Source organism: Ramlibacter cellulosilyticus (assembly GCF_014297465.1).
Taxonomy (GTDB): Bacteria; Pseudomonadota; Gammaproteobacteria; order Burkholderiales; family Burkholderiaceae_C; genus Ramlibacter; species Ramlibacter cellulosilyticus.
In genome coordinates this window covers 22,666-48,129 of sequence record NZ_JACORT010000001.1, presented here as the reverse complement: position 1 = coordinate 48,129, position 25,464 = coordinate 22,666, and the positions used below count along the sequence as shown (strand labels likewise).

Annotated in this window: 26 protein-coding genes; 15 read left to right on the top strand and 11 right to left on the bottom strand. The window is 71.4% G+C overall.

The genetic code is table 11. The features are described from left to right. Positions 1-28 precede the first annotated feature (28 nt). Both H8N03_RS00260 and H8N03_RS00255 read right to left on the bottom strand, forming a co-directional pair. Positions 29-877 carry a class III extradiol dioxygenase family protein gene (locus tag H8N03_RS00260; protein WP_187074120.1) on the bottom strand — a complete coding sequence of 283 codons (849 nt, stop codon included), beginning with the start codon at positions 875-877 and terminating at the stop codon, positions 29-31. Continuing rightward, complete coding sequence (locus H8N03_RS00255) at positions 877-1,239, bottom strand: protocatechuate 3,4-dioxygenase (protein ID WP_187074119.1); 363 nt, start codon at positions 1,237-1,239, stop codon at positions 877-879. Before H8N03_RS00255 ends, H8N03_RS00260 begins: the two co-directional genes overlap by 1 nt. Before the next feature lie 94 nt (positions 1,240-1,333). On the opposite strand from H8N03_RS00255, the gene H8N03_RS00250 reads away from it, so the two are divergent. The 8 genes from H8N03_RS00250 to H8N03_RS00215 all read left to right on the top strand — a co-directional run bounded on the left by H8N03_RS00250 (position 1,334) and on the right by H8N03_RS00215 (position 7,718). Further along, positions 1,334-1,849 (top strand): MarR family winged helix-turn-helix transcriptional regulator, encoded by a 516-nt coding sequence (locus tag H8N03_RS00250; RefSeq protein ID WP_187074118.1) that lies wholly within the window; start codon positions 1,334-1,336, stop codon positions 1,847-1,849. Positions 1,850-1,874: 25 nt separating this feature from the next. Then, on the top strand, positions 1,875-2,819 hold the full coding sequence (gene lhpI, locus H8N03_RS00245; protein ID WP_187074117.1) for a bifunctional Delta(1)-pyrroline-2-carboxylate/Delta(1)-piperideine-2-carboxylate reductase: 945 nt from the start codon (positions 1,875-1,877) through the stop codon (positions 2,817-2,819). After that, positions 2,816-3,163, top strand: coding sequence for a RidA family protein (locus H8N03_RS00240; protein WP_187074116.1), 348 nt, complete (start codon positions 2,816-2,818; stop codon positions 3,161-3,163). The genes lhpI and H8N03_RS00240 overlap by 4 nt, the downstream gene beginning before the upstream one ends. 61 nt (positions 3,164-3,224) lie before the next feature. Continuing rightward, complete coding sequence (locus H8N03_RS00235) at positions 3,225-3,407, top strand: hypothetical protein (protein ID WP_187074115.1); 183 nt, start codon at positions 3,225-3,227, stop codon at positions 3,405-3,407. A 31-nt stretch (positions 3,408-3,438) separates the two neighbouring features. Then, entirely contained in the window at positions 3,439-4,368 is a 930-nt protein-coding gene (locus tag H8N03_RS00230; protein ID WP_187074114.1) for a pseudouridine-5'-phosphate glycosidase, read from the top strand. Positions 4,369-4,381: 13 nt separating this feature from the next. Beyond that, positions 4,382-5,383, top strand: coding sequence for a MerR family transcriptional regulator (locus tag H8N03_RS00225; protein ID WP_187074113.1), 1,002 nt, complete (start codon positions 4,382-4,384; stop codon positions 5,381-5,383). 59 nt (positions 5,384-5,442) lie between these two features. Continuing rightward, positions 5,443-6,717, top strand: a complete 1,275-nt coding sequence (locus H8N03_RS00220) for an MFS transporter (protein ID WP_187074112.1) — start codon at positions 5,443-5,445, stop codon at positions 6,715-6,717. A 35-nt stretch (positions 6,718-6,752) separates the two neighbouring features. Further along, positions 6,753-7,718, top strand: coding sequence for a threo-3-hydroxy-L-aspartate ammonia-lyase (locus tag H8N03_RS00215; RefSeq protein WP_187074111.1), 966 nt, complete (start codon positions 6,753-6,755; stop codon positions 7,716-7,718). A gap of 15 nt (positions 7,719-7,733) precedes the next feature. On the opposite strand, the gene H8N03_RS00210 is transcribed toward H8N03_RS00215, so the two are convergent. The 6 genes from H8N03_RS00210 to H8N03_RS00185 form a co-directional block, all read right to left on the bottom strand. Beyond that, positions 7,734-7,904 (bottom strand): hypothetical protein, encoded by a 171-nt coding sequence (locus H8N03_RS00210; RefSeq protein WP_187074110.1) that lies wholly within the window; start codon positions 7,902-7,904, stop codon positions 7,734-7,736. Positions 7,905-8,003: 99 nt separating this feature from the next. Next, on the bottom strand, positions 8,004-8,351 hold the full coding sequence (locus H8N03_RS00205) for a hypothetical protein (RefSeq protein ID WP_187074109.1): 348 nt from the start codon (positions 8,349-8,351) through the stop codon (positions 8,004-8,006). Positions 8,352-8,456: 105 nt separating this feature from the next. Continuing rightward, on the bottom strand, positions 8,457-9,164 hold the full coding sequence (locus H8N03_RS00200) for a Crp/Fnr family transcriptional regulator (RefSeq protein WP_187074108.1): 708 nt from the start codon (positions 9,162-9,164) through the stop codon (positions 8,457-8,459). A gap of 1 nt (position 9,165) precedes the next feature. Next, positions 9,166-10,134 (bottom strand): tripartite tricarboxylate transporter substrate binding protein, encoded by a 969-nt coding sequence (locus H8N03_RS00195; RefSeq protein WP_187074107.1) that lies wholly within the window; start codon positions 10,132-10,134, stop codon positions 9,166-9,168. 31 nt (positions 10,135-10,165) lie between these two features. Continuing rightward, on the bottom strand, positions 10,166-11,371 hold the full coding sequence (locus H8N03_RS00190; RefSeq protein WP_187074106.1) for an acyl-CoA dehydrogenase family protein: 1,206 nt from the start codon (positions 11,369-11,371) through the stop codon (positions 10,166-10,168). A gap of 13 nt (positions 11,372-11,384) precedes the next feature. Further along, on the bottom strand, positions 11,385-12,950 hold the full coding sequence (locus H8N03_RS00185) for an acyl-CoA synthetase (RefSeq protein WP_435531643.1): 1,566 nt from the start codon (positions 12,948-12,950) through the stop codon (positions 11,385-11,387). Positions 12,951-13,089: 139 nt separating this feature from the next. On the opposite strand from H8N03_RS00185, the gene H8N03_RS00180 reads away from it, so the two are divergent. Next, positions 13,090-14,043, top strand: coding sequence for a LysR family transcriptional regulator (locus H8N03_RS00180; RefSeq protein ID WP_187074105.1), 954 nt, complete (start codon positions 13,090-13,092; stop codon positions 14,041-14,043). A 62-nt stretch (positions 14,044-14,105) separates the two neighbouring features. After that, on the top strand, positions 14,106-15,260 hold the full coding sequence (locus H8N03_RS00175; protein WP_187074104.1) for an acyltransferase family protein: 1,155 nt from the start codon (positions 14,106-14,108) through the stop codon (positions 15,258-15,260). A gap of 117 nt (positions 15,261-15,377) precedes the next feature. Here the strand turns inward: H8N03_RS00175 and H8N03_RS00170 are convergent, their stop codons facing one another. Next, positions 15,378-16,763, bottom strand: coding sequence for a sensor histidine kinase (locus H8N03_RS00170; RefSeq protein WP_187074103.1), 1,386 nt, complete (start codon positions 16,761-16,763; stop codon positions 15,378-15,380). Then, a complete protein-coding gene (locus H8N03_RS00165) occupies positions 16,760-17,419 on the bottom strand; it encodes a response regulator (RefSeq protein WP_187074102.1) in 660 nt (219 codons plus the stop codon). Before H8N03_RS00165 ends, H8N03_RS00170 begins: the two co-directional genes overlap by 4 nt. A 106-nt stretch (positions 17,420-17,525) precedes the next feature. Here H8N03_RS00165 and H8N03_RS00160 point away from each other — a divergent pair, with 106 nt between their 5' ends. Next, a complete protein-coding gene (locus tag H8N03_RS00160; RefSeq protein WP_187074101.1) occupies positions 17,526-19,535 on the top strand; it encodes a S9 family peptidase in 2,010 nt (669 codons plus the stop codon). A 191-nt stretch (positions 19,536-19,726) separates the two neighbouring features. Next, positions 19,727-21,709: a gamma-glutamyltransferase gene (ggt, locus tag H8N03_RS00155; protein ID WP_187074100.1), complete on the top strand. Its 1,983-nt coding sequence runs from the start codon at positions 19,727-19,729 to the stop codon at positions 21,707-21,709. Positions 21,710-21,733: 24 nt separating this feature from the next. On the opposite strand, the gene H8N03_RS00150 is transcribed toward ggt, so the two are convergent. Then, the gene (locus H8N03_RS00150) at positions 21,734-22,657 is read right to left on the bottom strand and encodes a LysR family transcriptional regulator (protein WP_187074099.1); all 924 of its coding nucleotides are present in this window, start codon (positions 22,655-22,657) and stop codon (positions 21,734-21,736) included. Between the two features lie 88 nt (positions 22,658-22,745). Between H8N03_RS00150 and H8N03_RS00145 the strand changes: the two genes are divergently transcribed. Genes H8N03_RS00145 through H8N03_RS00135 form a run of 3 tightly spaced genes read left to right on the top strand, consistent with a single transcriptional unit; the run spans position 22,746 to position 25,418 of the window. Next, positions 22,746-24,122 (top strand): acyclic terpene utilization AtuA family protein, encoded by a 1,377-nt coding sequence (locus H8N03_RS00145; protein WP_187074098.1) that lies wholly within the window; start codon positions 22,746-22,748, stop codon positions 24,120-24,122. Then, entirely contained in the window at positions 24,119-24,436 is a 318-nt protein-coding gene (locus H8N03_RS00140; RefSeq protein WP_187074097.1) for an AtuA-related protein, read from the top strand. Before H8N03_RS00145 ends, H8N03_RS00140 begins: the two co-directional genes overlap by 4 nt. 19 nt (positions 24,437-24,455) lie before the next feature. Continuing rightward, positions 24,456-25,418, top strand: coding sequence for a Bug family tripartite tricarboxylate transporter substrate binding protein (locus H8N03_RS00135; RefSeq protein WP_187074096.1), 963 nt, complete (start codon positions 24,456-24,458; stop codon positions 25,416-25,418). Positions 25,419-25,464 lie beyond the last annotated feature (46 nt).

Genomic DNA, 25,464 nt, shown 5'->3' with positions numbered 1-25,464 from the left:
TGGGCGCGCTCGCGCGCCCGGGGGTGGGTCAGGCCAGGTCGGCGTCGGTCAGGGTGATGAGGCCCATGCCCGTCGTCATCGGCGCGTAGTAGTTGCGGTGGATCCGCTTCACGTCCGGCGTGAGCGCGCCGCGCATCACCAGCCACATGATCAGCTCGATGCCTTCGACGCCGTAGCGGTGCATCATCTCCTCGTGCGTCATGCGCGTGAGGCTTTCGGGGTCGCTCTCCAGCTTGTCCAGGAACTGCTGGTCCTCGTTCGCGTTCATCGCCCCGAAGTTCGGGCCGGTGAGCAGGTGCGACATGCCGCCGGTGCCGATGATCGCGACGCGGATGTCCCTGGGGTAGCTGTCCACGGCGCGGCGGATCGCCTCGCCCAGCTTGAAGCAGCGGCGCGCCGTCGGCAGCGGGTGCTGCAGCACGTTGACCTGCACCGGCACGGAAGCCACCGGCCAGCCGTCGGACGACGGGTCGAAGCACAGGTGCATGGGCACGAGGAAGCCGTGCTCCACCGCCATTTCCTGGCAGATCGTCAGGTCGAACTCGTCGTACACCAGCGAGCGGCACAGGTGCTGCGAGAACTCCACGTCGCCGCGGATCTCCGGCAGCGGCCGCACGCCGAAGCCTTCGTCGGCGATCGCGTACCTGTCCGCGCAGCCCACGGCGAACGTGGGGTACTTGTCGAAGAAGAAGTCGGCGCCGTGGTCGTTGTAGACCATGATGCAGACGTCGATCTTCTGGTCCCGGAGCCACTGGCGCACCGGCACGTAGGCGTCGAACAGCGGCTTCCACGCCGGGGTGGCCGTCTTGCCGCGGTCGTAGGCGCCGCCGATGGAGGGAACGTGGGAGGTGCCGATGCCGGCGATGATGCGGCCCATCAGGTGGCTCCTGCGTCGTTGCGGGTGGCGAGGAACTGCTCGTAGCTCTCGCCACGCATCTTCGCGCCCATCTTGTAGAGGCCGTTGCCCGTGACCACGCCGAGCTTCAGCAGGAAATAGATGTTGCCGCCGGCGGCCAGCAGGCCGGAGAAGTCGCGGTTGCGCACCAACTGCTTCTCTTCCTCCGTCAGCTTGTAGGCGGCCATGAAGGCTTCCTCGTCCTGCTGGAAAGACTGGCGGTTGTGCGCCTGCGAGAGCGCGTTGCACATCTTGTTGATGCGGTACCCGCGCCAGGAATTCGCGAGGTCGAAGACCTCGGAACCCTGAATGCGGATCCCGGGAGTGAGTTGGGTGGTGGACATCGGCTGGTGCTTCAAGGGATGCCGCCCAGTCTAGGAGTCGACCCGATAATTCATCTATTGAACCATCGGCGCCGCGGCCTCCGCAGAAACCCTGATGTCCCTGTCCCGCCCGCGCGGCTCGCGCGACTTCCTGAACTACCGGCTGAGCCGGCTGCTGAACGCGAGCGGCGCGATGGTCGTGCGCCTGTGCGAAGGCCGGTACGGCATCACGCGGCGCGAGTGGCGCGTGATCGCCCTGCTGGCCGAGGAAGGCGCGATGTCCCCGTCGGGGCTGGCCGAGCGCACGCACCTGGAGCGCGGGCGCGTCTCGGCGCTGATCACGCAGCTGGTCGCGAAGGACCTGCTGCAGCGCCAGGCCGTGGCCGGCGACGCGCGGCGGGCGGAGGTGAGCCTCAGCGAGAAGGGACGCGCGCTGTACGACGAACTGCTGCCGCAGTCCGCCGCGTTCAACCGCGAAGTGCTGGATGCGCTGTCGGCGGAGGAGCAGGACGCTTTCGACGCCATGCTGCAGAAGCTCACCGAGGCGGCGGAACGCCTGGCGGCCACGCGCCCGGTGCCGGAGAAGGCGGACCGCCGGCACGGCGGCGCGCGGCGGCTGCGACCGCGCTGAGGCTTCCCCCAGAATGCGGGTCGCGATGAAGATCCTCGACGCCTCCGCCACGGCCGCCGCCCTCCCGTTCGACCGGCTCGTGCCGGCCCTGCAGGCGCTCTTCGCGCAAGGCTGCGAAGTGCCCGCGCGCCACGTGCACGAAGTGGCCGTGCCGGGCGGCACGACTTTCACCTCGCTGATCATGCCGGCCTGGATCCCGGGGCGGTATTACGGCGTCAAGACCATCAACATCGCGCCCGCCAACGCGGCGCGCGGCCTGCCCGGGCTGCACGCGAGCTACCTGCTGTACGACGGGACCACGGGCGTGCCGCTCGCGCTCCTCGACGGCGACGCCATCACGCACCGGCGCACGGCCGCCGCTTCGGCGCTGGCCGCCCGGTGGCTCGCACGCGAGGATGCCGCGCACCTGCTGGTAGTCGGCGCGGGACAGATCGCGCGCCTGCTGCCGGCGGCCTACCGCGCCGTGCGGCCGATCGCGCAGGTGAGCGTCTGGGCCCGCGACGCCGCGAAGGCACGGGCGCTCGCCGCCGACCTGCAACGGCAAGGCATGCCTGCCACCGCGGTCAGCGACTTGCAGGCCGCCTGCGCGCAGGCCGACATCGTGAGCTGCGCGACGCTCGCCACCGAGCCCATCGTCCAAGGCGCCTGGCTGCGGCCCGGCACGCACCTGGACCTGATCGGCAGCTTCACCCCGGCGATGCGCGAAGCGGACGACGCCTGCTTCGCCGGTGCCTCGCTCTACGTCGACACGGAAGAAGCGCTGAAGAAGAGCGGCGAGCTGCTCGGCCCGATGGCACGCGGCGTGATCGCGCCCAGTGACGTGCGCGGCACGCTGGCGACCCTCAGCCGCGGCGAGAGCCCCGGGCGCACGAGCGCCGGCGAGCGCACCGTCTTCAAGTCGGTCGGCACGGCGCTGGAGGACCTCGCCGCCGCCGTCCTCGTCCACGAAACCACCAGGGCCACCCCATGATCCAGAGATTCGACGTCGGCCCGCGCCTGTCCGAGATGGCCGTGCACGGCAACACCGCGTACCTCGCGGGCCAGGTGCCCGACGATGCCACGCAGGACATCCGCGGCCAGATGCGCCAGGTGCTCGCCGCCATCGACGCGCTGCTCGCGCGCGCGGGCACCGACAAGACGAAGATCCTGATGGCGCAGGTCTTCCTGGCCGACCTGGCCGACTTCGACGGCATGAACGAGGCGTGGGACGCCTGGGTGCCCGCCGGCCACGCGCCGCCGCGCGCCACCGTCCAGGCAGCGCTCGCGAAGAAGGAGTGGAAAGTCGAAGTGGTCGTCACGGCGGCCATCGCCTGACAGCGACGAGGGCGGCTCCCTGACACGGCCCCCGCGCACGGCCGCGCAACATGGCCATGCCATGAACGACAAGCCCGCCTCCGCGCCCGACGTGATGCCGCCGCACGAGCTGCCCAAGCCCGAGGACGACCCGGTCCCCGAAGGCAGCAACGCGACCATCCACCACCCGGACCCCGAAGCCGACAAGCACCGCGTGCGCCCCGACGGCAAGGAACGCGGCCCCTACCCGACCGGGAATTACTGAGCGGCGCGCGGCCCTGGGGCACACTCGCGGCATGCAAGCCGATCTCGCCCGCTCCTTCCTGGAGCGCAGCGCTCCCGTGGCCGCGGCGCAAGCGGCCGGCCGCCCCGTGGTCGCGCTGGAATCCACGATCATCGCCCACGGCATGCCGTACCCGCAGAACGTGCGCACGGCACGCGAAGTGGAGGACGTGATCCGCGCGCACGGCGCCGAGCCCGCGACGATCGCGGTGATGGCCGGCCGCATCCGCATCGGCCTGTCGGACGCGGAGCTGGAGTTGCTCGGGCGTTCCGGCCAGGCGGCCAAGGTGAGCCGGCGCGACCTGCCCGCGGTGCTGGCAAGCGGCGCACTCGGCGCCACCACCGTCGCGGGCACGATGATCTGCGCGGCGCTGGCGGGGATCGAGGTCTTCGTCACCGGCGGCATCGGCGGCGTGCACCGCGGCGCTTCCGAAACCTTCGACATCTCGGCCGACCTGCAGGAGCTGGCGCGCACCTCCGTCGCGGTGGTGTGCGCCGGCGCGAAGTCCGTTCTCGACATCGGCCTCACGCTGGAATACCTGGAGACGCACGGCGTGCCGGTGCTCAGCGCCGGGCAGGAGAACTTCGCCGCGTTCTACACGCGCGACAGCGGCTTCCGCGCCGACTACCGCCTCGACACGCCGCAGGAGCAGGCGCGCTTCCTGCGCACGAAGTGGGATCTCGGCCTCGCAGGCGGCGTCGTGCTGAGCGTGCCGGTGCCGGAGGCGGCCGCGATGCCACGCGAGGACATCGACCGCATCACGGAGCAGGCGCTCGCCGAAGCGCGCGCGCAAGGCATCACCGGCAAGGCGGTCACGCCTTTCCTGCTCGCCCGCATCCAGGCGCTCACGGAGGGACGCAGCCTCGCGACCAACATCGCCCTGGTGAAGAACAACGCCGCGGCCGGCGCGAAGCTGGCCGTGGCGCTCGCACAGCCGCGCTAGGCACAATCGCGCCATGCTCCTCCAGGTTGGTGCCCTGGCCCGGTCCACGGGCCTCACGGTGCGCACGCTCCACCACTACGACGAGATCGGGCTGCTGAAGCCCTCGGCGCGCAGCGAGTCCGGCTACCGCATGTACGACGAAGCGGACGTCGCGCGCCTGCACGCCATCCAGGCGCTGCGCCACCTCGGCCTGCCACTGGCCGAGATCGGCCCGCTGCTCGATGGCCGCGGCGGCAGCCCGGAACGCATCCTCGAACAGCAGATGCTCCAGCTCGATGCGCAGATCCGCCAGGCGAGCGAGCTGAAGGAGCGCCTCGCGCTGCTGCGCGACCACCTGGCCAAGGGCATGGCGCCGGCGATGGAGGACTGGGTGCGCAGCCTGTCGCTGATGACCACCTATGGCCGCTACTTCGATGCGCGCGAGATCCGCGACATCCTGCAGTCCTACGCCACCATCCAGGAGGAGTGGCTCGCGCTGCAGGCCGAGGTGCAGGACTGCATGGACGCAGGCGCCGCCCACGACAGCGAACGTGCGCAGGCGCTCACGCGCCGCTGGACGGCCTTGATGGTGCGCTGGATGGACGGCGATTTCGAGCGCATGGACCGCTGGGGCGCCATGTACCGCGCCGAACCTTCGGCGCATGGCATCCGCGGCGCGCCGCCCAGCGGGATGATCGCGTACATGGAGCAGGCGATCGCCTTCCGCGTCGGCCTGCTGCAGGCCCACTTCGGCGAGGTGGACTTCAAGCCCGCGCGGATGGTCCCCGACGAGGAGTTCGCTGCCATCGAGAAGGCCGGCCGCAAGCTGCTGGCGCAGCGCACGCGGCCCACGAGCCAGCCGGCGCGCGCCTTGCGCGAGCGCTGGGTGGAACTGCTGGAGCGCATGGCCGGCGGCGATGCACGCAAGGTCGGCAAGCTGCTCACCCTGCACCAGGCCGACCCTCTCCTGCTGGCCGGCGCGCCGCTCGGCCGGGAAGTGCGCGATTTCCTGCTGCAGGTGCCGCCGCCCCCTTGACCCTCACGTAACGTGAGGCCGCACAGTGCGTCCCGTTTCGAGGAAAACGAGGACTCCTGATGCAACCCGATCCCGGCGCGCGCGCCGCCCTCCTGCGCGCACCCAACTTCCGCTGGCTGATGGCGGGCAGCGCCATCTCCCTGCTCGGCGACCAGTTCACGCTGGTCGCCCTGCCCTGGCTCGTGCTGCGCATGACCGGCGACACCGTGGCGCTCGGCACGGTGCTGGCGCTGGTCGGCATTCCGCGCGCGCTGCTGATCCTGGTGGGTGGCGCCCTGGTGGACCGGCTCTCGCCGCGCCGCGTGCTGATGCTCACCAAGCACGTGAACACGGTGCTGCTCGCGGTGCTGGCGCTGGGCGTGTGGCGCGACGCGTTGTCGCTGCCCGCGATCTACGCACTGTCGCTGGCGCTGGGCATCAGCAGCGCGTTCAGCATCCCGTCGGGCACTTCGATGCTGCCGCACGCGCTGCCGCCGGCGCAGCTCGGTCCCGCCAACGGGATGATGATGGGGCTGCGGCAACTGAGCATGTTCGTGGGGCCGCTCGCAGCAGGCGTGCTGATCGCGGTGTTCGGCGACGGCGCCGGGCAGGTGCGCGATGCGACGGGCATGGCGCTGGCCTTCGCGTTCGACGCGGCGAGCTTCGCGCTGTCCGCATGGACGCTGTCGAAGGTGCGAACGCAGGAACCCGCGTCGCGCGCTGCGGCCCCCGGCGGCCTCTGGCGCTCGGTCCTGGACGGCCTGCGCCACGTTGCCCGGGACGCGCAGCTGCGCACCTGCTTCGCCTACTGGGGCGCCGTGGCGCTGCTCGTGCTCGGTCCGCTGCACATCGCGCTGCCCGTGCTCGCGAACAGCCAGCCGCAGCTCGGAGCGTCAGCGCTGGGCCTGATGCTCGGCGCGCACGGCGCGGGCACGCTCGCGGGCATGGTCGCCGGCGGCCTGCGGCCGGACCTGCGCATCGGCACGCTGGGCACCAGCCTGCTGCTGGCCGACGCCGTGATCGGCCTCCTGTGCATGGCGCTCGGCGCCGTCGGCGCGGCCTGGCAGGGCGCGTTGCTGATGCTGTCCATCGGTGTCCTCGGCGGCTTCCTGCAGGTCGCCGTGTTCACCTGGATGCAGAAGCGCGTGCCCGCGGCCATGGTGGGACGCACCACCAGCCTGTTCATGTTCATCTTCATGGGCCTGGTGCCGCTGTCGTCCGCGCTCACCGGCGTGGTCATGAAATTCGTGACCTTGCCGCAGCTCTTCGCCGCCGCGGGCGCGCTGCTGGTCCTGGCCGCCGCGCTCGCCTGGGTGCTGACGCCGATCCGGCGGGTGAGCGACGCACCGGCGTGATCGGCTATCGTGGAGGCCTGCACAGGAGGAAAGGCATGGCTCCCACGCTCCCCACCTACGACGACGTCGCCGCCGCGGCCGCGCGCCTGCAAGGGCAGGCGCACCGCACGCCGGTGCTCACGTCGCGCACCGTCGACGAGGCGTTCGGCGCCCAGGTCTTCTTCAAGTGCGAGAACCTGCAGCGCATGGGCGCCTTCAAGTTCCGCGGCGCGTACAACGCGCTGTCGCAGTTCACGCCTGAGCAACGCCGCGCAGGCGTCGTGGCCTTCTCCTCGGGCAACCATGCGCAGGCGATCGCCCTGTCGGCCCGCATCCTCGGCATGCCCGCGACCATCCTGATGCCGAACGACGCGCCCGCCGCCAAGATCGAGGCCACGCGCGGCTACGGCGGCCGCGTGCTGCTGTTCGACCGCTACAAGGAAGACCGCGAGCAGATCTGCCGCGAGCTCGCGCAGAAGGAGGGCCTGACGCTGATCCCGCCCTTCGACCACCCGCACGTGCTGGCGGGGCAAGGCACCGCCGCGAAGGAACTGTTCGAGGAGGTCGGCCCGCTGGATGCCTTGTTCGTGCCGCTGGGCGGCGGCGGCCTGCTCTCCGGCTGCGCGCTGGCGGCGAAGGCGCTCGCGCCCGGATGCCGGACCTACGGCGTCGAACCGGAGGCCGGCAACGACGCGCAGCAGTCCTTCCGCAAGGGCGAGATCGTGCACATCGCCACGCCGCAGACCATCGCCGACGGCGCGCAGACCCAGCACGTCGGCGAATTCACCTTCGCGATCATCCGGCGCGACGTGACGGACATCCTCACCGCGAGCGATGCGGAGCTGGTGGAGTGCATGCGCTTCCTGGCGACGCGCATGAAGATGGTGGTGGAGCCCACGGGCTGCCTCGGTTTCGCCGCCGCGCGCCGGATGGCATCCGACCTGCGCGGGCAGCGCGTGGGCGTGGTGATCAGCGGCGGCAACGTGGACCTGGCGCGCTTCTGCGGCCTGCTGGCCGGCTGAGCGCGCCGGCGCGCGTCACTCGCGCTGCGGCTTCGGCTCGTTCGGGTCGGCGTCGCGTTCCTTCCGTCCCTCGCGCGCCATGCGCGCCGTCTCCTCGATCACGCGATCGTCGGACGCGGAAGGGATCGCCTCGTCCTCGTGCTCCGTGCCGGTGGGATTGGGGTTGCTGTTCGGTTCGGTAGGCATGGGCTCTCCTGGGATAGGCCAGCCATTGTTGGTCCTGGCCGCGGCCTGCGGGTGGGACCTCCACGCTGCGCGGCGTAGGCGCAGGACTACGCCGCGCCCTCAGGTGAGCGCCAGCCCTTGCGCGCCGATCGCGCGCAGGCAGCGCCGCCGCAGGCCTTCGACTTCGGCGAGATGCTCGTGCAGCAGGGCGGCAGCCGCGGGCCCCGCACGCTGGCACAAGGCCTGCAGCAGCTTCGCGCGCGACAGCAGCACCGCCGTCCACGAGACGGACAGCTTGGGCAGCGAAGCGCACAGCAGGCGCAGCTCGCCGAAATCGTGCTGCACGCGCCGCACGATCTCCAGGTCGAGCGACCTGCCCGCGAGCGCGCGCACGCGCATGTCATAGCGTTCCAGTGCAGCGGCCAGCTTGAACATGGCCACCGGTGCGGAGAGTTCCTTCGTTCGCATCGGTCCCCCTTTTCGTTGTGGCCCGCACTCTAGGCCAGGAGGATGGCGATTCCGTGACGGGCACGGACTGTTACGGCGCGAGATGTAATTGCCTACGGCGATCGCCTAGGCGAGCGCGAGCTGCTGCAGCCGCTGCGGATCGCGGATCACCAGGCACCCGGCCTCGCGCCGGATCACCTGCTCGCGCGTGATGTGCGCGAGCTGCTCGTTCACGCGCTGGCGCGAGCAACCCAGGAGCTCGGCGAGCTGGTCCTGCCGCAGGCGGATCGCGAGCCGCACCTCGCGCCCGCCGCCGCACGCCGTGCCGTGGTGGCGCATGAGATGCGCGAGGTGCTTCGCGAGACGCGCGCGCAGCGTGAGCCGGTTCAGGTCGCCCACCAGCGAGAACACCTGGCGCAGGCGCAGCGCCTGCAACGCCGCGAGCGCTTCGTACAGCGTTGGATGCGCGCAAAGGATGGTGCGCAGCTTCTCGCGCGACACCGCAAGCACCACCGTCTCCTCGTGCGCCCAGGCGTCGTGGCTGCGTGCGGGAGCGTGCGCGAGCGGCGCGTCGCCGAACCACCGGCCCGCGCCGACGAAGGCGAGCGTCAGCGGCCGGCCGGCTCCTTCCTGCGCGAGCCGCACGCAGCCGGTGGCGCACGCGAGCCAGTCTTCCACCGCGTCGCCCTGCGCGAAGATGGCCTCGCCCGGGCGGTAGCGGCGCGCCACCATGGACCGCAGCAGGTCGTGGCGCAGCACGGCCGGCAGCGCCGCGAACCAGCGCGAGCGGCCGATTGCCTCGCGGTGCTGCGCGGCCACGGCCACCGCCTCCATCTCACTGCGCCTCGATGTTGGCGACGCGCATCATCTTCTCGGTGAGCGCGATCTCGGCCTTCAGGTTCTCGGCGTACTCCTCGGCACCTGCGGGCAGCACCAGCGCGCCGTTCGCTTCCAGCTTCGCCCGCGTCTCGGGCTGTGCCAGCGCCTTGGCGAGCGCATCGCTGATCTTCTTCACCACGGGTGCCGGCGTGCCGGTGGGAACCGACAGGCCGCCGAAGGACACCAGCTGCACGCCGGGGATGCCGGCTTCCGCGAAGGTCGGCACGTTGGGCAGCTTCGGATTGCGCTTGGGCCCGCTCACCGCCAGCGGCGTCATCTTGCCGCCCTGGATGAAGGGCAGCGACACCGAGGTCAGCGTCAGCGCGAAGTCCACCTGCTTGCCGACCACCGCGTTCGCCGATTCCGACGCGCCCTTGTACGGCACGTGCAGCGCCTTCGCGCCGGTGGCGTTGAGCACCAGCTCCGCGCCCATGTGCGCCGGCGTGCCGACGCCGCCGGACGCATACGAGAGCTTGCCCGGCGCCTTGCGTGCGCGCTCCACCAGCTCCTTCGCGGTCGCGATGCCCGAATCCGCGGCGACCACCAGCACGACGTCCGACTGCGTGATGCGGCCGATGTGCGTGAAGTCCTTCATCACGTCGAAGCCCGGCTTGCGGTACATGCGCATGCTGGCGGACATGGTGGTCGCGGAATACACCCAGGTGTAGCCGTCGGCAGGCGCCTTGGCCGCGATCTGCGCGCCCAGGTTGCCGGCGGCGCCGGCCTTGTTCTCCACCACCACCGGCTGCTTCAGGATCTCGGTCAGCGCCTCGGCGGCGATGCGCACCGTGATGTCCGGGCCGGTGCCCGGCAGGTAGGGCACGATCCACTTGATCGCGCGGTGGGGATAGTCCTGCTGCGCCTGCGCGGGCGCGATGGCGAAGGCGGCGGCAGCGAGGCCGGCGATCCACGAAGTCTTCATCATCACTTGTCTCCTGGAGTCTGTTATAGGACGTTCAGCGCACCGCGTTGCCCAGCAGTTCGCGGGCGATGGTGTTGCGCTGGATCTCGCTGGTGCCCGTGAGCACGCGGTACATGCGCAGCAGGCGGAAGAGGAACTCCACCCGGCTGCCCTGCACGATGCCCTCGCCGCCGTGCACCTGCACGGCGCGGTCGGCGATGCGGAAGGCGGTCTCGGAGCAGAACAGCTTGGCCATGGACGCTTCCGCGCGCGCCTCGCCGCCGGCGTCCAGCGTGCGGGCCACGCTCAGCATGAGCGCGCGCGCCGCCGCGAGTTCCGTGGCCATGTCGGCGATGTGGTGCTGCACGGCCTGGAAGGCGCCGATCGGCTGCCCGAACTGGCGGCGGCGCGACGCGTGCGCGATCGTGTCCTGCAGGGCCAGCCTGGCGAGGCCCAGCATCGCCGGGCAGTGCAGCAGGCGGTTGACGGTGATGCGGCCCAGCGCGAGCGCGAGGCCGCGGCCCTGTTCGCCGATCTGGTTGGCGGCGGGGATGCGGCAGTTGGTGAGCACGATGTTCCCGGTGTGCGACTGGCCCGCCATCGTCCTGTAGCCGCCCTCGATGCGGAAGCCCGGGCGATCGCGCTCGACGAAGAACGCCGTCGTCTCGCGCACCGCCGGATCGCTGCTCGTCGAGCAGATGATCACCGCGAAATCGCAGAAGGGCGCGCCGGAGATGAAGCGCTTGGTGCCGTTCAACACGAACTCGTCGCCGTCCCGCACGGCGCGGGTCTGCAGCGCGCCGGCGTCGGACCCGGCTTCCGGTTCCGTGATCGCGAAGCAGATCGCCTTCTCCGCCCGCGCCACGGGCAGGATGAAGCGCTCCATCTGGTCGGGCGTCACCACCTTGGCCAGCGCGCCCACGCGCGGCGGGCCGGTGAGTTCGCCCAGCACGTGGGGCGCGAACGGCGAGCCGCTCGCGTAGATCGCTTCCTTGATCAGCACGTGGTCCACCAGGCTGAAGCCGGCGCCGCCCAGCGCCCTGGGCAAGGTCATGCCGTAGAAGCCCAGCTCGCGGGAGCGCTGCCACACGCGATCGAGCAGCGGACGCTCGGCGCCCTTCTCGGAGGTGATGCCGTGTTCGGCGGCGAGCGGGTGCAGTTCCTCGCGGAAGAAGGTGTCGAGCCGTGCGATGAAGTCGCGGGCGGCGTCCGAGCCCTCGAAGGGAGCGGCCGCGCGTTGGGGGGTGGTCGATGCGTCCATCACGTCGGCTCCTTCAGTTCACGCGCCGCTCGCGGCCGCGCCAGTAGTGTTCGCGCACGTCCTTGCGCGAGAGCTTCCCGTTGCCGTTCTTCGGCAGCTGCGGCACGAAGTCGACGGAGCGCGGACGCTTGAAGTCGGCGAGCCGCCCGCGGCAGAAGTCCATGATCTCGCCGCCGTCGGCCTGCGCGCCTTCGCGCAGCACCACGACCGCCTTCACCGTTTCGCCCCAGTGGTCGTCGGGCACGCCCACCACGCAGACCTCGTACACGGCGGGGTGCTGGGCCAGCACGGATTCGACCTCGCTCGGGTACACGTTGAAGCCGCCGGAGACCAGCATCTCCTTCTTGCGGTCGACGATGAAGATGTAGCCTTCGCGGTCCACGCGGGCGAGGTCCCCGGTGCGCAGCCAGCCGTCGGCGGCGAGCGCATCGCTCGTCTGCTCGGGCGCGCGCCAGTAGCCGGCGAACACGTCGGGGCCGCGCACGCAGATCTCGCCGATCGCGTCGCCGCTCACGGGCTGGCCCTGCTCGTCGAGCACCTGCACGTCCGATTCGCAGATGGGCCGGCCGCAGGCGGAAAGCAGTTCCGGGCGCTCGCCCTCGATGGCGCGGCGGTGGTCGTTGATCCCCAGCGCGACGACGCCGCCCGTGGTCTCGCCCGCGCCGTAGCCTTGCGACAGCACCGGGCCGAACGCCGCCCAGGCTTCGCGGATGCGCGCCGGCGACATGGGCGCCGCGCCGTAGCTCACGAGGCGCAGGCTGGAGAGGTCGCGGGTCTTGATCGAAGGCTCGGCCAGCAGCGCGTAGATCATCGCCGGCACGAAGAAGCACATCGTGACGCGGTGCTTCTCGATCGCCTCCAGGATCTCGGCGGGCTGGAAGCGCTCCATCAGCAGCAGGGTGGCGCCCTGGTACAGCATCGGCTGGATGAACATGCCGCTCGCGTGCGTGATGGGGCCGCACAGCATCAGCACGTCGCCGGGCTGCGCCTGCATGCGGCCCATGATCACCTTGCGCAGCGACGCCATGCGGTTGCCCACGGTCTGCATCGCCGCCTTCAGCTTGCCGGTGGAGCCGGAGGTGTAGTGCAGCACGGCCAGCTCCTCCGGCCGCATGTCGACGTGGAAGTGCGTGTCGGGCTGGGCGGCGAGCAGGGCTTCGTAGTCCGCCCAGGGTGCCGCACCCGGCGCGGGAGCGAAAGCAATGAGGTGGCGCAGCGACTTCACGCGCTCTGTCGCCTGTTCCACCATCGCGCGGTGCTCGGGGCCGGCCAGGCAGGCGACGGGCTCCGCGTTGTCCAGCGCGTCCACCAGCTCGCCGGGCGCGAGGCGCGAGTTCAGCGCCACCTTCACCAGGCCCAGCTTGTACAGGGCGCATTCGAGTTCGACGATCTCCGGCCGGTTGGGCGACACCACCGCGACGCGGTCGCCGCGCTGCAGGCCGAGGGCCCGCAAGGCATGCGCGAGCTGGTTCGACCGGCGCTCGAGCTCGCCGTAGGTGACCGCGCGGTCGCGGAAGAGGATGGCGGGCTTGTCGGCCCAATGGCGCGCACTGCGCGCGACGTACATGCCCAGGTTCACGGCTTGTCTCCAGAAGGTGCGCCCAGTCTAGGAAGCGAAGCCCGGAACGCTGATAATCCGGCCGCCCCGGTTGATAACGGACGGTTATCGATGCGGGAATGAAGCTCTGCCGTTGGCAAGCGAAAGACGGAGGACGCCCATGGCCGTGCGGCTGGACGACATCGACTACTTCCTGGCGGTGGCCAGCCACGGGCAAGCCCGTCGCGCCGCGGCTGCCCTGGGCGTTTCGCAGCCCGCGATCACCAAGGGCCTGCAGCGGCTGGAGAAGGAGCTCGGCTTCCCGCTCTTCGAGCGCAGCAAGCGTGGCATGCAGCTCACGCCGGTGGCCGAACAGTTCCGCCAGCGCACCCAGGCGCTGCGCGCCAGCCTCGGCGAAGCGATCAAGGAAGCGGCCGACCTGCACCTCGGCGCGATGGGGGTGCTGCGGGTGGGCGTGTCGCCGCTCTACGCGCAGCGCCTGTTCGTGCCGGCCTGCCTGCAGCTGCACAGGCAGCGGCCCGCCGCGCGCATCCGCGTCATGATCCACCTGAACGACGCCCTCGTCGCGGCGCTGCGCCTCGGCGACCTGGACCTCACCATCAACGCGCTCCCGGGCGTGATGCCGGAGGACCTGCAGGGCGTGCCGCTGATCGAGGACGCGCTGTGCATGGTGGTGCGCAACGGCCACCCGCTGCTCGCGCGGCGCCGGCTGCGCATCGCGGACCTCGTCGACGCGCAGTGGATGCTGCCCGGCCCGGAGGTCGCGGCGCGGCGCAACGTGGAAGGGCGCCTGGCGGAAGCCGGGCTGCCGCCGCCCCGCGTGGCCGTGGAAGTGAGCAACACCGCCACGCAGCTCGGGCGCCTGCTCTCGCAGAGCGACCTCGTGAGCATCCTGAGCGAATCGCAGCTGCAGGGCCCGAGCGGCGAGGGGCTGGTGCCGCTGCCCTTCGTGGAGGCGCGCTTCGTGCGCACGATCGGAGTGCTCACGCGCAAGGGCGCCGCGCTGCCGCCCCTGGCGCAGCGCTTCCTGGAACTGCTGCAGGAGGCGTCCGCGACGGGCAAGGCGGCCGCCGCACCGCGCCGGCGCGCGGCCGCCGGCGTGCCAGATTCCTGAGGGCACACTCTGTTGCTTCCCGCGGGGCGGGAGGGCATTTCCCCTGTGGTCCAATTTCGCGCTTGGAAAAAGCAGCGCGCCCCTTCTTCCCCCTCGTCGACGCCTTGCGGGCCTTCGCGGCCCTGACGGTGCTCGTCTACCACTTCATCGCCCACTGGGACTGGACGGACTTCCCCGCCACGGGGCCGCTCGCCTGGTTCCGCGGCGGCTGGATGGCGGTGGACGTGTTCTTCGTGATCTCCGGCTTCGTGATCGGGCTGTCGGCCTTCGGCCGGCTGGACGCGCAGGGCGAGGGCTTCCGCAAGGGCTTCCTGCGCGCCCGCCTCGCGCGCATCGTGCCGCTGCATTTCCTCACGCTCGCCGCGTACCTCGCGTTCGTGGAGCCCGCGCTCTGGTCGCGCGACGACATCTGGCCGAACGTCGTCGCCCACCTCGCGTTCGTGCACAACCTCTTCTTCGACTGGTACGGCGCCATCAACGGCCCGAACTGGTCGCTGGGCGTGGAGATGCAGTTCTACCTGCTGGTGGTGCTGGCCGCGCCGTGGCTGCGCAAGGTGCGGCCGCTGCCCCTCGCCTTGCTGTTCGTGCTCACCGCCTGGGCGTGGCGCTGGGGCGCGCACCTCGTGTACCAGCCCGGGCCGGTGGACGTGGCCTACATGGCGCAGACGCAGCTGCCCGGGATGCTGGACGAATTCGCGCTGGGCCTGCTGCTGGCGCGGCTCGTGCGGTCGGCGAGCGGGCAGGCGTTGCTGCGCCGGGTTGGCACGGAATCCTGGTTGCGCCACGGGCTCGTGCTCGTCGCTGCGTTGGGCTGGTGGGGCGTGGTCGCCCTGCACCAGCAGTTCGACTACTGGGAAGAGCCCGCGATGGCGGTGTTCTTCCGCACGGGGGTCGCGGGCTGCGCGGCGCTGACGGTGCTGCTGCTTTGCGCGGTGCGGGTCTCGCGGGAGAGCGTGACCGCGCAGGCGTCGCTGTACCTGGGCAAGATTTCGTATGGCCTCTACCTGTGGCACATCCCGGTGCTGTTCCTGCTGGGGCGGCACACGGAGATGGAGCCATTGCGGGCGCTGCCGATCGCGATCGGGATCACGACGGGGCTGGCGGTGGTGACCTGGCACTGCGTTGAAGAGCCGCTGCTTCGGCGGTGGGCGGGGCGGAAGTCGCCTGCAAGTCCCACGGCGGAACGCGTGCGAGCTGCGCCGGACGGCGCCCTGTAGGGTGGGGCGGCGAACGCCGCCGCAGGTGAGCGAAGCGAACCCCACCGAGCGGCTCGCGATCGGGCGCCCTTCGGTGGGGTTCGCTTCGCTCACCTGCCCGGCGTGCCGCCGGCCACCCTACATCGTTGGCACCCCCACGCGGAATCCGACGCCCCTTCCCGCCAACCCCTCGGAGATCTCCACCCGTCCCCTCATCCGCGCCGCCGCCTGCTGCACGATCGCGAGCCCCAGCCCCGAGCCGGTGCGCTCGTTGCCCGGCACCCGGTAGAACCGCTCGAACACCCGCGCACGCTCCGCCGGCGGAATGCCGGGCCCGTCGTCGCGCACCAGCAGTTCCAGGCCCGCGTCCCCACCGCGCAGCGACACGACGAGGCTCCCGCCGTCGCGCCCGTAGCGGATCGCGTTGTCCACGAGGTTGCCGACGATGGAGACGAACGCCGCTTCGTCGAGCTCCGCCCAGAGCTGCTCCGGCGCATCCAGCGACAGCTCGATGCCGCGCTCCATCGCCAGCGGCGCGAGCTGCGCGAGGAGTTCCCGCACGCACTGCGCGGCATCGACGCGGCGCGGGGTCGCGCGCGCATCGCCGTCCAGCGTGGCGAGCACCAGCAGCTGCTGCGCGAGGTGCGACGCCCGGGCGATCGCCTGGTTCAGGAGGGCCAGCGCGCGCTCGCGCTCCTCGGCGCCCGGCGCATGCGCCAGCACGTGCGCCTGCGTGCCGACCACGGCGAGCGGCGTGCGGATCTCGTGCGCGGCGTCCTGCACGAAGAGGCGTTCGCGGTCCAGCTTCTGCCGCAATTGCGCGAGCAGGCCTTCCAGCGCCTCGGACAAGGGCTGCAGTTCGCGGTGGCGCACCGGATGGTCCACCGGCGCGAGGTCGCCCTGGCGCCGGCCCTTGAGCGCCGACGCGAACTGCTCCAGCGGGCGCAGCCCCGTGCGCACCGACCACCACACCGGCAGCACCACGAAGGGCAGCGCCAGCAGCAGGTATTCGAGCAGGTTGGAGGCGTTGTACGAGAGGAAGCGGCCCGTGGTGCGCACCGGCTCCGCCATGCGCAGCGTCCAGCGCGTGCCGCGGGTCTCGTGCAGGTGGTAGGCCGTCCCGCCCAGGCGCACGACCTCGCCCTTCTCCCAGGCCGAAGCGGGCACCCGCGCGAGCTGCACGGACCCGTAGACGTGGCGCCCCTGCGCATCCAGCAGCTGCGCGTCCATGCCGGGAGGGAAGCGCTTGCCTTGCGCGCGGCGTTCGTTGATCCAGCGCAGCGTCGCGCGCACGACCACCCTGGCCTGCTCGGGATCGGGCGTTTCCTCCAGCGCGCCGTGCAGCGCCTCGCTGAACTTGCGCAAGGGTTGCTCGGTGGCGAGGATGCGTTCGTTCTGCCAGTACGCGTACGCGAGCAGCACGGCCCAGATCACCCCGAAGGCGAACAGCACGTACGCCACGCTGCGCCGCTGCAGCGTCGGCTGCGCCATGCGGCCCCACCACGCGTGGACGGCCGTGTTCATGCGCTCGCCAGCATGTACCCCACCCCGCGCACGGTGAGGATCGCCTGCGCGCCGATCTTGCGGCGCAGGTTGGACACGTGCACCTCGATGGAGGCGAAGTCGACCGGGTCGCCGAGCGGCTCGAGGCGCTGCGCGATCACGCCCTTGGGCACCACCGTGCCGGCATCGCGCGCGAGCGCCAGCAGCAGCTGGAACTCGCGCGGCGACAGGTCCAGCGGCTCGCCGGCGCGGGCGGCGCGGTGGCTGCGCGGCTCGATCGTGAGGTTGCCCAGCGTCCAGCGCTCGCTGGTCTGGCGCGCGGATCGGCGCAGCACCGCCCGGATGCGCGACACGAGTTCGGCGGTCGCGAAGGGCTTGATGACGAAGTCGTCGGCGCCGCCGTCGAGGCCGCGCAGGCGGTCCTCCACCGCGCCGCGCGCGGTGATGACGATGATGGGCACCGGGTTGTTGGAGGCACGCCAGCGCGCCAGCAGGTCGAAGCCGCTCCCGTCGGGAAGCGTGAGGTCCAGCAGCACGCAGTCCACGACGGCGGGGTCCACCGCCGCGGGCGCATCCGCGGCGCGCCGCAGCCATTCGCTGCTCAGGCCTTCGACCTTGAGCGCCGCCTGCAAGGCGCGGCCCAGGTCCAGGTCGTCCTCGATCAGCAGGATGTGCATGGTCCGATTCTCCCGGCGCCTTCCTTAAGCGAGGCCAAAGGCGTCTTTGGCTGCGCTTAAGCATAGCGAGGAAGAATCGGCGGCGTCCCATCCTTGCGGAGGATCCATGCGCCGTACCGCCTTCCTGTGGCTCGCCACCCTCACCCTGCTGGCCGGCTGCGCCACGCCGCCGCGCCACCCTGCGCTCGCCGGCGCCGAAGCCGCCGGCACGCTGCCGCCGCTCGTGCCGATGCGCCGCTTCGTCGCGAACATCGACTACGCGGGCGGCTACAGCCTGTCGCCGGACGGCGCGCAGCTGGTGTGGTCCCAGGCGGTGGGCACCGACAGCGGACTCGCGGTGCGTGCGGTGCACGGCGGCACGGTGCGCACCTTCGCGACCGGCTTCCTGGCGCGGCCCGTGGGCCCGATCTACACCTGGCTGCCGGACAGCCGCCACATCGTGTACCTGAAGGACCTGCGCGGCGACGAGAACACCCACCTGCACGTCTTCGACAGCAGCCGGGACTTCGCGCCCTGGGCCGTGACGCCCTGGCCCGGCGTGCGCTCGCACTTCGTGGCGCACGGCGCGCCGGGCAGCGCGAAGTTCTTCTTCGCCAGCAACCGGCGCGACCGCAGCACCCTGGACCTGTACGAGGCGGATGCGGAGGCGCGCAGCATCCGCGAGGTGGCGCGCAGCGACGGCAAGGTGCTGAACTGGTTCGTCGGCACGGACAACCAGTTGGCCGCGCGGTTCCGGCAATTGCAGCCGCAGGACGGGTCGGATGGCGCCTTCGAGGTGCTCGAGGCCGACGGCCGCTGGCGCACGGTGAAGCTCGCGGGCGGCTGGGACTCGCTCTGGATCCACCGCGTGGACCGGCAGGCGGGCAAGGCCTGGGCCATGTCGAACCTGGGCCGCGAACGGAATGCACTCGTGGAGATCGACCTCGCCACCGGCGCGGAGAAGGTGCTCGCGGCGCATGGCGAGGTGGACCTGCAGTTCGCCTACTACCCGCGCACCCGCGGCGCCCCGGTGGGCTACTTCGCCGATGCCGGCTACCCCACGGCGAACTGGCTGGACACCGCCCTCGGCGCCGAGACGGAACGCGCCGTGCAGCGCGCGATGGAGCGCGGCTGGATCCCCGAGCGCCCGCGCTTCGTCCGGCCGCAGAGCGCATCCGACGACGGGCAGCGCTGGGTGATGCGCGCCATCGGCGACTTCGACGACGCGGAACTGCTGCTCGATCGCGCCACGGGCGAGGTCGCGCGCCTCGACCGGCCCGAGCCGGAGAAGCGCGAGCTGCTCTCGCGCGAAGAGCCTTACGCCTTCACCACTTCCGACGGCCGCAAGGTGCACGGCTACCTCGTGCGGCCGCGCGGCGTCGACAAGCCTGCGCCGATGGTGGTCGTGATCCACGGCGGCCCCTGGGTGCGCGACTCCTGGCAAAGCGCGTGGTTCACCAGCACGCAGATGCTCGCGAACCGCGGCTATGCGGTGCTGAACGTGAACTACCGCGGGTCGTGGGGCTACGGCCGCGACTTCATGATGGCGGCGAAGCGGGCGTACGCCACGCGCCTGCAGCAGGACATCGCGGAAGCCGCGCAATGGGCCGTCGACCGCGGCTATGCCGACCCCACGCGCATGGCCGTCCTCGGCGCGAGCTTCGGCGGCTACTCCACCCTCATGCAGCTGGCGCGCAAGGACCACGACTGGCGCTGCGGCGTCGACATCGTCGGCGTCGCGAACTGGGCGCGCGTGATCGAGAACTGGCCGCCCTTCTGGCGCAACCGCCACATGTTCCATGCCTTCTACGGCGACCCGGCCGTGCCCGCGGAGCGCGCGGAGATGCTGGCCAACTCGCCCGTCTCGCACCTGGACAGGATCACCGCGCCCCTGCTCGTGATCCACGGCGCGAACGACATCCGCGTGCTGCGCCAGGACTCGGACGACGTCGTCGCCGGCCTGCGCGCGCTCGGCCGCCCCGTGGAGTACCTGTCCTTCCCCGACGAGGGCCACGCGGTGCGCCGCTGGCGCAACCGCATGGAGATGTGGCGCCGCGTGGAGGACACGCTGGCCGCCTGCCTGGGCGGGCGCAGCGCCGGCTGGGACTTCTACGAGATCATGCCGCCCTCGCAATGAACTGAGCGGAAAGTTCCAGTTCCTGGAGCGCGGCTCCCCGGACTATCCCTGATTGCCCGCCGCGCGCGCCGCACCCCGTCGCGGGCGCGCGCGGCTCGCGGCCCGATGAGCACCGGCGCCGCGCGCCGCTCGCCTTTACGCGTTTCGCGCGCGGCCCGAATAATGGGTTTTCCCCTCCAGGAGTGCGCGACATGCGAAGGATGGACTGGATGCGGCCGGCGCCGGCTTGGCTGCTGCTGCTCTCGCTCGCCGGCTGCGGTGGCGGCGGCAACGATGGCCTGATCAAGATCCCGGACCTGCTGGCGGACACGACGTGCACGGTCGCGACCACCGACGGCTCGGTCGTCGTCGGGTCGGGGCTGCCCGGCGATCCCGCCGCGCCGGAAGCCGCGTCCGGGTACCGCACGGGCATGCAGCCGGTCTACGCGCGCAGCTTCATGGTCGTCACCAACACGCCGCTCGCCAGCAAGGCGGGCTGCGACGTGTTGAAGGCCGGCGGCTCCGCCGCCGACGCCGCCGTGGCCGTGCAGGCGGTGCTGGGCCTGGTCGAGCCGCAGTCCAGCGGCCTGGGCGGCGGCGCCTTCATGCTCTATTACGACGCGAAGGCGCGCACCGTGGTCTCCTACGACGGCCGCGAGACCGCGCCCGCCGCCGCGACCGAGAACTACCTGCGCTGGATCGACGACGCGAGCAACCAGACCACGCCGCGGCCCAGCGCGCGCGCCAGCGGCCGCTCGATCGGCACGCCGGGCGTGCTGCGCATGCTGGAACTCGCGCACAACGAGCACGGCAAGCTGCCGTGGAAGGACCTGTTCCAGCCCGGCATCCAGCTCGCGAGCGGCGGCTTCCGCATCCCCGGGCGCATGGCCGACGCGATCGCGAGCAACCGCGCCAACCTGCAGCGCGACGCGGAGGCGGCGGCCACCTACTACAACCCGGACGGCACGCCCAGGGCGCTCGGCAGCGTGCTGACGATTCCCGCGTACGCGAACACGCTGACCACCATCGCCAACAACGGCGCCGGCGCGTTCTACACGGGCGCCATCGCGCAGGCCATCGTGGCAAAGGTGGGCGTCACAGCCAGCGCCGATGGCGCCACCGCCATCACGCCCGGCAAGACGACGCTCGCGGACCTGGCCAACTACCAGGCGAAGAAGCGCAAGGCCGTGTGCACCACCTACCGCGCCTACTGGGTGTGCGGCATGGGCCCGCCGTCGTCCGGCGGCATCGCGGTCGCGCAATCGCTGGGCATCCTGGAGAACTTCAATCTCTCGCAATACGCCCCCACCGCCATGGACGGCGAAGGCGGCAAGCCCACGGTGACGGGCGTGCACCTCGTGAGCGAGGCCGAGCGCCTGGCCTACGCGGACCGCGACAAGTACGTGGCCGACACCGACTTCGTTTCGCTGCCGGGCGGCACCTGGAACACGATGCTGAACAAGCCCTACCTCGCGCAGCGCGCCAGCCTCATCAGCATGACGCGCAGCATGGGCACGGCGCAGCCGGGCGACCTCGGCCCGGTGCCGCTGGGCGTGGTGCCTTCGCCGGAGAACGGCACGACGCACGTGACCATCGTCGACCGCGACGGCAACGTGGTGTCCATGACGACCACGGTGGAATCGAGCTTCGGCTCCTTCCACATGACCAACGGCTTCATCCTGAACAACCAGCTCACCGACTTCGCCGCGACGCCCACGGATGGCAGCGGCACGCCGGTCGCCAACCGCGTGCAGGCCGGCAAGCGCCCGCGCAGCTCGATGGCGCCGACCATCGTGTTCCGCAAGGCCGAAGACGGCGGCATGGGCGACTTCGCGATGGCGACGGGCTCGCCCGGCGGCTCCACGATCATCCAGTACGTGGTGAAGACGCTGGTCGGCGTGCTGGACTGGGGCATGACCGCGCAGCAGGCCACGAGCATGGTGGACTTCGGCGCGGCCAACTCGCCCACCACCAACGTCGGCGGCGAGCACCCGAACGTGAACGCGACCGCCAGCGGCGCGAGCGACCCGCTCGTGACCGGCCTGCGGTCGCTGGGTCACACCGTGTCGGTGAGCGCGCAGTCCAGCGGCCTCGGCACCGTGCGGCGCACGCCGATGCGCGGCTTCAACGCGCTCGAAGGCGGCGTGGACCCGCGGCGCGAAGGGCTGGTGCTGGGCGACACGTTCACGCCCTGAGCGCCTGCGCGGGAGCGGGTGGCGTCAACCGCGCCGCCTGCCCCGCTGGCTCCGCGGCACGCGGACCAGCGGCTTCTGCTCGATCATCAGGTCGTAGAGCGCCTGCGCCGCCGACGACAGCGGATCCGTCTTGCGGCGCACGAGCAGGATGCGCCGCCGCAGGCCCTTGATCTCCACCGGCCGCACCGCGAGGTCCGGGTGGTCGAAGTGGAACAGCGTGAGCGCCGGCACGACCGTGATGCCGATGCCGGCCTGCACCATGCCGGTGACGGTCGCGAGGTGCTCCACCTCCAGCACGGTCTGCATCGTCACGGGGTGGAAGGCTGCCTCCAGATACTGGCGCACGCTGCTGTTGCGCGAGAGGTGCACGAAGGGATGCGCCGCGAGGTCGCGCAGGCGGATCTCCTTCTGGCGCGCGAGCGGATGGTCCTTGCGGCAGATCAGGTGGAACTCGTCGGAGCACAGTTCCTCGGTCGCCAGGTCCGCGTCCTTGTCACCCGCAGTCGCCAGCGCCAGGTCCACCTGCCCGGCGCGCAGCATGGCCAGGCACTGCTCCGAGAGGCTGTCCATCAGCGCGAGCTCGATGCCCGGGTAGCGCGTGCGGTACTCCGCCAGCACGCCGGGCAGCCAGCCCGCCGCCAGCGAGGGCAGGGCCGCCATCGCCACCCGGCCGCGGCGCCGTTGCGCATGGTCGCGGAAGTTCTCCACCATCCCGTCGAAATCCGCGAGCACCCGCCGCGCGGACTCCTCGAACAGCCGCCCCTCGGGCGTGAGCACGACCGAGCGCGTGCTGCGCTCGAACAGCTTCGCCCCGAGGCTTTCCTCCACGCCCTGGATCAAGGCACTGAACGACGACTGCGACAGGTGCATGCGTTCGGCCGCCCGCGTGAAGTTGCGCTCGTCGATGAGCGCGATCACGGCACGCAGGTCGCGGGAGGAGAGATTCATCGGCAATCCCGATCACTTGAACGGAACTTTCCATTTTACGGATGCACCTGCGCTCCTTACCCTTCGCGCTCGCCCTCCCCGGACCCGCATGCTTCCTTCCCCTTCCTCCAACGGCGTGCTGCGCATCGGTTGCGGCGCCGGCTTCAGCGGCGACCGCTGGGACGCCGCCGTGCCCGTGGTGCGCACGCTCGTGCAGCTCGGCGGCCCCGCCGTTCTGATGTTCGAAACGCTCGCCGAGCGCACGCTGGCCCTGGCGCAGCTGCGCCGCCGCGAGGACGCGCGCTCCGGCTGGGAGCCCAGCCTCGAACGCTTCCTGCGCCCCGTGCTCGCCGACTGCGTCGCCGCCGGCATTCCCATCGTGGGCAATTTCGGCGCCGCGAACCCGCAAGGCGCCGCCGCCTGCATCCAGGAACTCGCGGCTTCGCTCGGCCTGCCGCGCCTGCGCGTTGCCGTCGTCGAGGGCGACGACCTGCTCGCCGGCCTGCCGGCACCGCGCCTGCGGGAGCTGCTGCCGGCCTCGCTGCGCGGCAAGCAGCTCGTGAGCGCCAACGCCTATCTCGGCGCGCGCGAGATCGCCGGCGCCTTGCGCGAGGGCGCGCAGGTGGTGGTCACCGGCCGCGTCGCCGATCCTTCGCTCGCCCTCGGCCCCATCCTCGCGCACTTCGGCTGGGCCGACGACGACTGGGACAGGCTGGCTGCGGGCACCATGGCCGGCCACCTGCTCGAATGCGGCGCCCAGGTGTGCGGCGGCTACTTCGCCGACCCCGGCACCAAGGACGTCCCCGACCTCGCGCGTGTCGGCTTCCCCATCGTGGAGATGCACGCGGACGGCCGCATCGTGGTCACCAAGGCCGCGGGCACGGGCGGCCGCGTGGACCGCCGCACGGTCACCGAGCAGCTGCTGTACGAGATCCACGATCCCGCTGCCTACCTCACGCCCGACGTCGTGGCCGACATCACGCAGGCCGAACTGCGCGACCTCGGCCCCGACCGCGTCGAGGTGCGCGGCATCCTCGGCCATCCGCGCCCGCCCACGCTGAAGGCCACGCTCTGCTACGAAGGCGGCTGGCTCGGCGAAGGCGAGATCTCCTATGCCGGCCCCAACGCCACCGCGCGCGCACGGCTGGCGGCCGACATCGTGCGGTCCCGCATGCAGCAGCTCGGGCGCGACGGCCTGCGGCTGCGGGCCGACCTGATCGGCGTCGCCAGCGTGTTCGCCGACGACGACGGCCGCTGGTGGGACGCGCATCCCGCGCACGCCTCCGACGACGTGCGCCTGCGCGTCGCCGGCGCATCGCCCGAGCGCTGCGACGCGGAGCACCTCACGCGCGAAGTGCTCGCGCTCTACACCTGCGGCCCGGCCGGCGGCGGCGGCGTGCGCACGTGCATCACGCCGCGGCTCGGCAGCGACTCCTGCTTCGTGCCGCGCGAGTGGCTCGCGCCCCGCTGGAGCTTCGCCGCATGAAGACCGTCCTGCTGCACACCCTTGCCCACGCGCGGACCGGCGACAAGGGCAACCGGTCCTCCATCAGCCTGGTCGCCTACGACGCCGCGCACTGGGACCTGCTGGTCGCGCAGGTCACGCCCGAACGCGTTGCGAGCCTGTTCGCCGCGCGCCGCCCGGCCGGCGTGCAGCGCTACCTGCTGCCGAAGCTGCACGCGATGAACCTCGTGCTGGACGACGTCCTCGACGGCGGCGTCAACGACTCGCTCAACCTCGACACGCACGGCAAGTGCCTCTCGGGCCTGCTGCTCACGCTTCCCATCCAGATCGATTGACCCCAGGAGACAAGACAAGATGCAACCCACCCGCCGCCTCGCCCTGCTCGCCGCCTCGCTCGCCTTCGCGCTCGGCGCGCAAGCGCAGTCCTGGCCCGACAAGCCGATCACCTTCATCGTGCCCTTCGCCGCCGGCAGCGCGACCGACCAGCTCGCGCGCGCCCTGGGCCAGGCGGTCACGGAGCAGACGAAGCAGTCGGTCGTCATCGACAACAAGCCCGGCGCGAACGCCTTCATCGGCGCCCAGGCCGCCGCGAAGGCGCCCAAGGACGGCTACACCGTCCTGATCACGACCAACACCACCCACGCGGCGAACGAGCACCTGTTCAAGAAGCTGCCGTACGACCCGGTCAAGGACTTCGCGCCCGTGACGCTGCTGTCCAAGGGGGGCCAGATCCTCGTGGTCAACAACGACCTGCCGGTCCGGAACGTGCAGGAACTGGTCAAGCTCGCCAAGGAGCAGCCCGGCAAGCTGTCGTTCGGCTACGGCAGTTCCTCGAGCCGCATCGCGGGCGAGCTGTTCAAGCAGATGACCGGCACCTACATCGTCGGCATCCCCTATCGCAGCAATCCGCCCGCGGTGACGGACCTGATCGGCGGCCAGATCCAGTTCATGATCACCGACATGGCCACCGGCCTGCCCCAGGCCAAGGCAGGCAAGGTCCGGCCCCTCGGCGTTTCCACCGCGAAGCGAACCGAGCTCGCGCCGGAGCTGCCCACGATCAGCGAAGCCGGCGTCAAGAACTACGAGATGAGCTTCTGGTTCGCGGCCTACGTGCCGGAAGGCACGCCCGCCCCCGTCGTCGCGCGCCTCAACGACATCCTGGTCAAGGCGAACAAGAGCCAGACCGTCTCGAACTTCTATGCGCAGAACGGCTTCGAGGCCATCACCGGCAGCCCCGAAGACCTGCACAGGTTCCAGCTGGCCGAGTCGACCAAGCGGCGAAAGATCATCGAGTCGGCCGGCATCGCCAAGGAGTGAGAAGAGCGGGCGCAGACCCGCACCGTCCCCCTTCCCCCAAGGAGCA

Excerpts from the sequence above, each read along its gene's own strand:
- H8N03_RS00170 (WP_187074103.1), bottom strand. The coding sequence starts at position 16,763 with ATGAACACGGCCGTCCACGCGTGGTGGGGCCGCATGGCGCAGCCGACG.
- H8N03_RS00260 (WP_187074120.1), bottom strand. The coding sequence starts at position 877 with ATGGGCCGCATCATCGCCGGCATCGGCACCTCCCACGTTCCCTCCATC.
- H8N03_RS00250 (WP_187074118.1), top strand. The coding sequence starts at position 1,334 with ATGTCCCTGTCCCGCCCGCGCGGCTCGCGCGACTTCCTGAACTACCGG.
- H8N03_RS00150 (WP_187074099.1), bottom strand. The coding sequence starts at position 22,657 with ATGAATCTCTCCTCCCGCGACCTGCGTGCCGTGATCGCGCTCATCGAC.
- H8N03_RS00135 (WP_187074096.1), top strand. The coding sequence starts at position 24,456 with ATGCAACCCACCCGCCGCCTCGCCCTGCTCGCCGCCTCGCTCGCCTTC.
- H8N03_RS00235 (WP_187074115.1), top strand. The coding sequence starts at position 3,225 with ATGAACGACAAGCCCGCCTCCGCGCCCGACGTGATGCCGCCGCACGAG.
- H8N03_RS00140 (WP_187074097.1), top strand. The coding sequence starts at position 24,119 with ATGAAGACCGTCCTGCTGCACACCCTTGCCCACGCGCGGACCGGCGAC.
- H8N03_RS00255 (WP_187074119.1), bottom strand. The coding sequence starts at position 1,239 with ATGTCCACCACCCAACTCACTCCCGGGATCCGCATTCAGGGTTCCGAG.
- H8N03_RS00165 (WP_187074102.1), bottom strand. The coding sequence starts at position 17,419 with ATGCACATCCTGCTGATCGAGGACGACCTGGACCTGGGCCGCGCCTTG.
- H8N03_RS00240 (WP_187074116.1), top strand. The coding sequence starts at position 2,816 with ATGATCCAGAGATTCGACGTCGGCCCGCGCCTGTCCGAGATGGCCGTG.
- H8N03_RS00145 (WP_187074098.1), top strand. The coding sequence starts at position 22,746 with ATGCTTCCTTCCCCTTCCTCCAACGGCGTGCTGCGCATCGGTTGCGGC.
- H8N03_RS00195 (WP_187074107.1), bottom strand. The coding sequence starts at position 10,134 with ATGATGAAGACTTCGTGGATCGCCGGCCTCGCTGCCGCCGCCTTCGCC.
- H8N03_RS00215 (WP_187074111.1), top strand. The coding sequence starts at position 6,753 with ATGGCTCCCACGCTCCCCACCTACGACGACGTCGCCGCCGCGGCCGCG.
- H8N03_RS00230 (WP_187074114.1), top strand. The coding sequence starts at position 3,439 with ATGCAAGCCGATCTCGCCCGCTCCTTCCTGGAGCGCAGCGCTCCCGTG.
- H8N03_RS00190 (WP_187074106.1), bottom strand. The coding sequence starts at position 11,371 with ATGGACGCATCGACCACCCCCCAACGCGCGGCCGCTCCCTTCGAGGGC.
- H8N03_RS00210 (WP_187074110.1), bottom strand. The coding sequence starts at position 7,904 with ATGCCTACCGAACCGAACAGCAACCCCAATCCCACCGGCACGGAGCAC.
- H8N03_RS00200 (WP_187074108.1), bottom strand. The coding sequence starts at position 9,164 with ATGGAGGCGGTGGCCGTGGCCGCGCAGCACCGCGAGGCAATCGGCCGC.
- lhpI (WP_187074117.1), top strand. The coding sequence starts at position 1,875 with ATGAAGATCCTCGACGCCTCCGCCACGGCCGCCGCCCTCCCGTTCGAC.
- H8N03_RS00180 (WP_187074105.1), top strand. The coding sequence starts at position 13,090 with ATGGCCGTGCGGCTGGACGACATCGACTACTTCCTGGCGGTGGCCAGC.
- H8N03_RS00225 (WP_187074113.1), top strand. The coding sequence starts at position 4,382 with ATGCTCCTCCAGGTTGGTGCCCTGGCCCGGTCCACGGGCCTCACGGTG.
- H8N03_RS00220 (WP_187074112.1), top strand. The coding sequence starts at position 5,443 with ATGCAACCCGATCCCGGCGCGCGCGCCGCCCTCCTGCGCGCACCCAAC.
- ggt (WP_187074100.1), top strand. The coding sequence starts at position 19,727 with ATGCGAAGGATGGACTGGATGCGGCCGGCGCCGGCTTGGCTGCTGCTG.
- H8N03_RS00205 (WP_187074109.1), bottom strand. The coding sequence starts at position 8,351 with ATGCGAACGAAGGAACTCTCCGCACCGGTGGCCATGTTCAAGCTGGCC.
- H8N03_RS00160 (WP_187074101.1), top strand. The coding sequence starts at position 17,526 with ATGCGCCGTACCGCCTTCCTGTGGCTCGCCACCCTCACCCTGCTGGCC.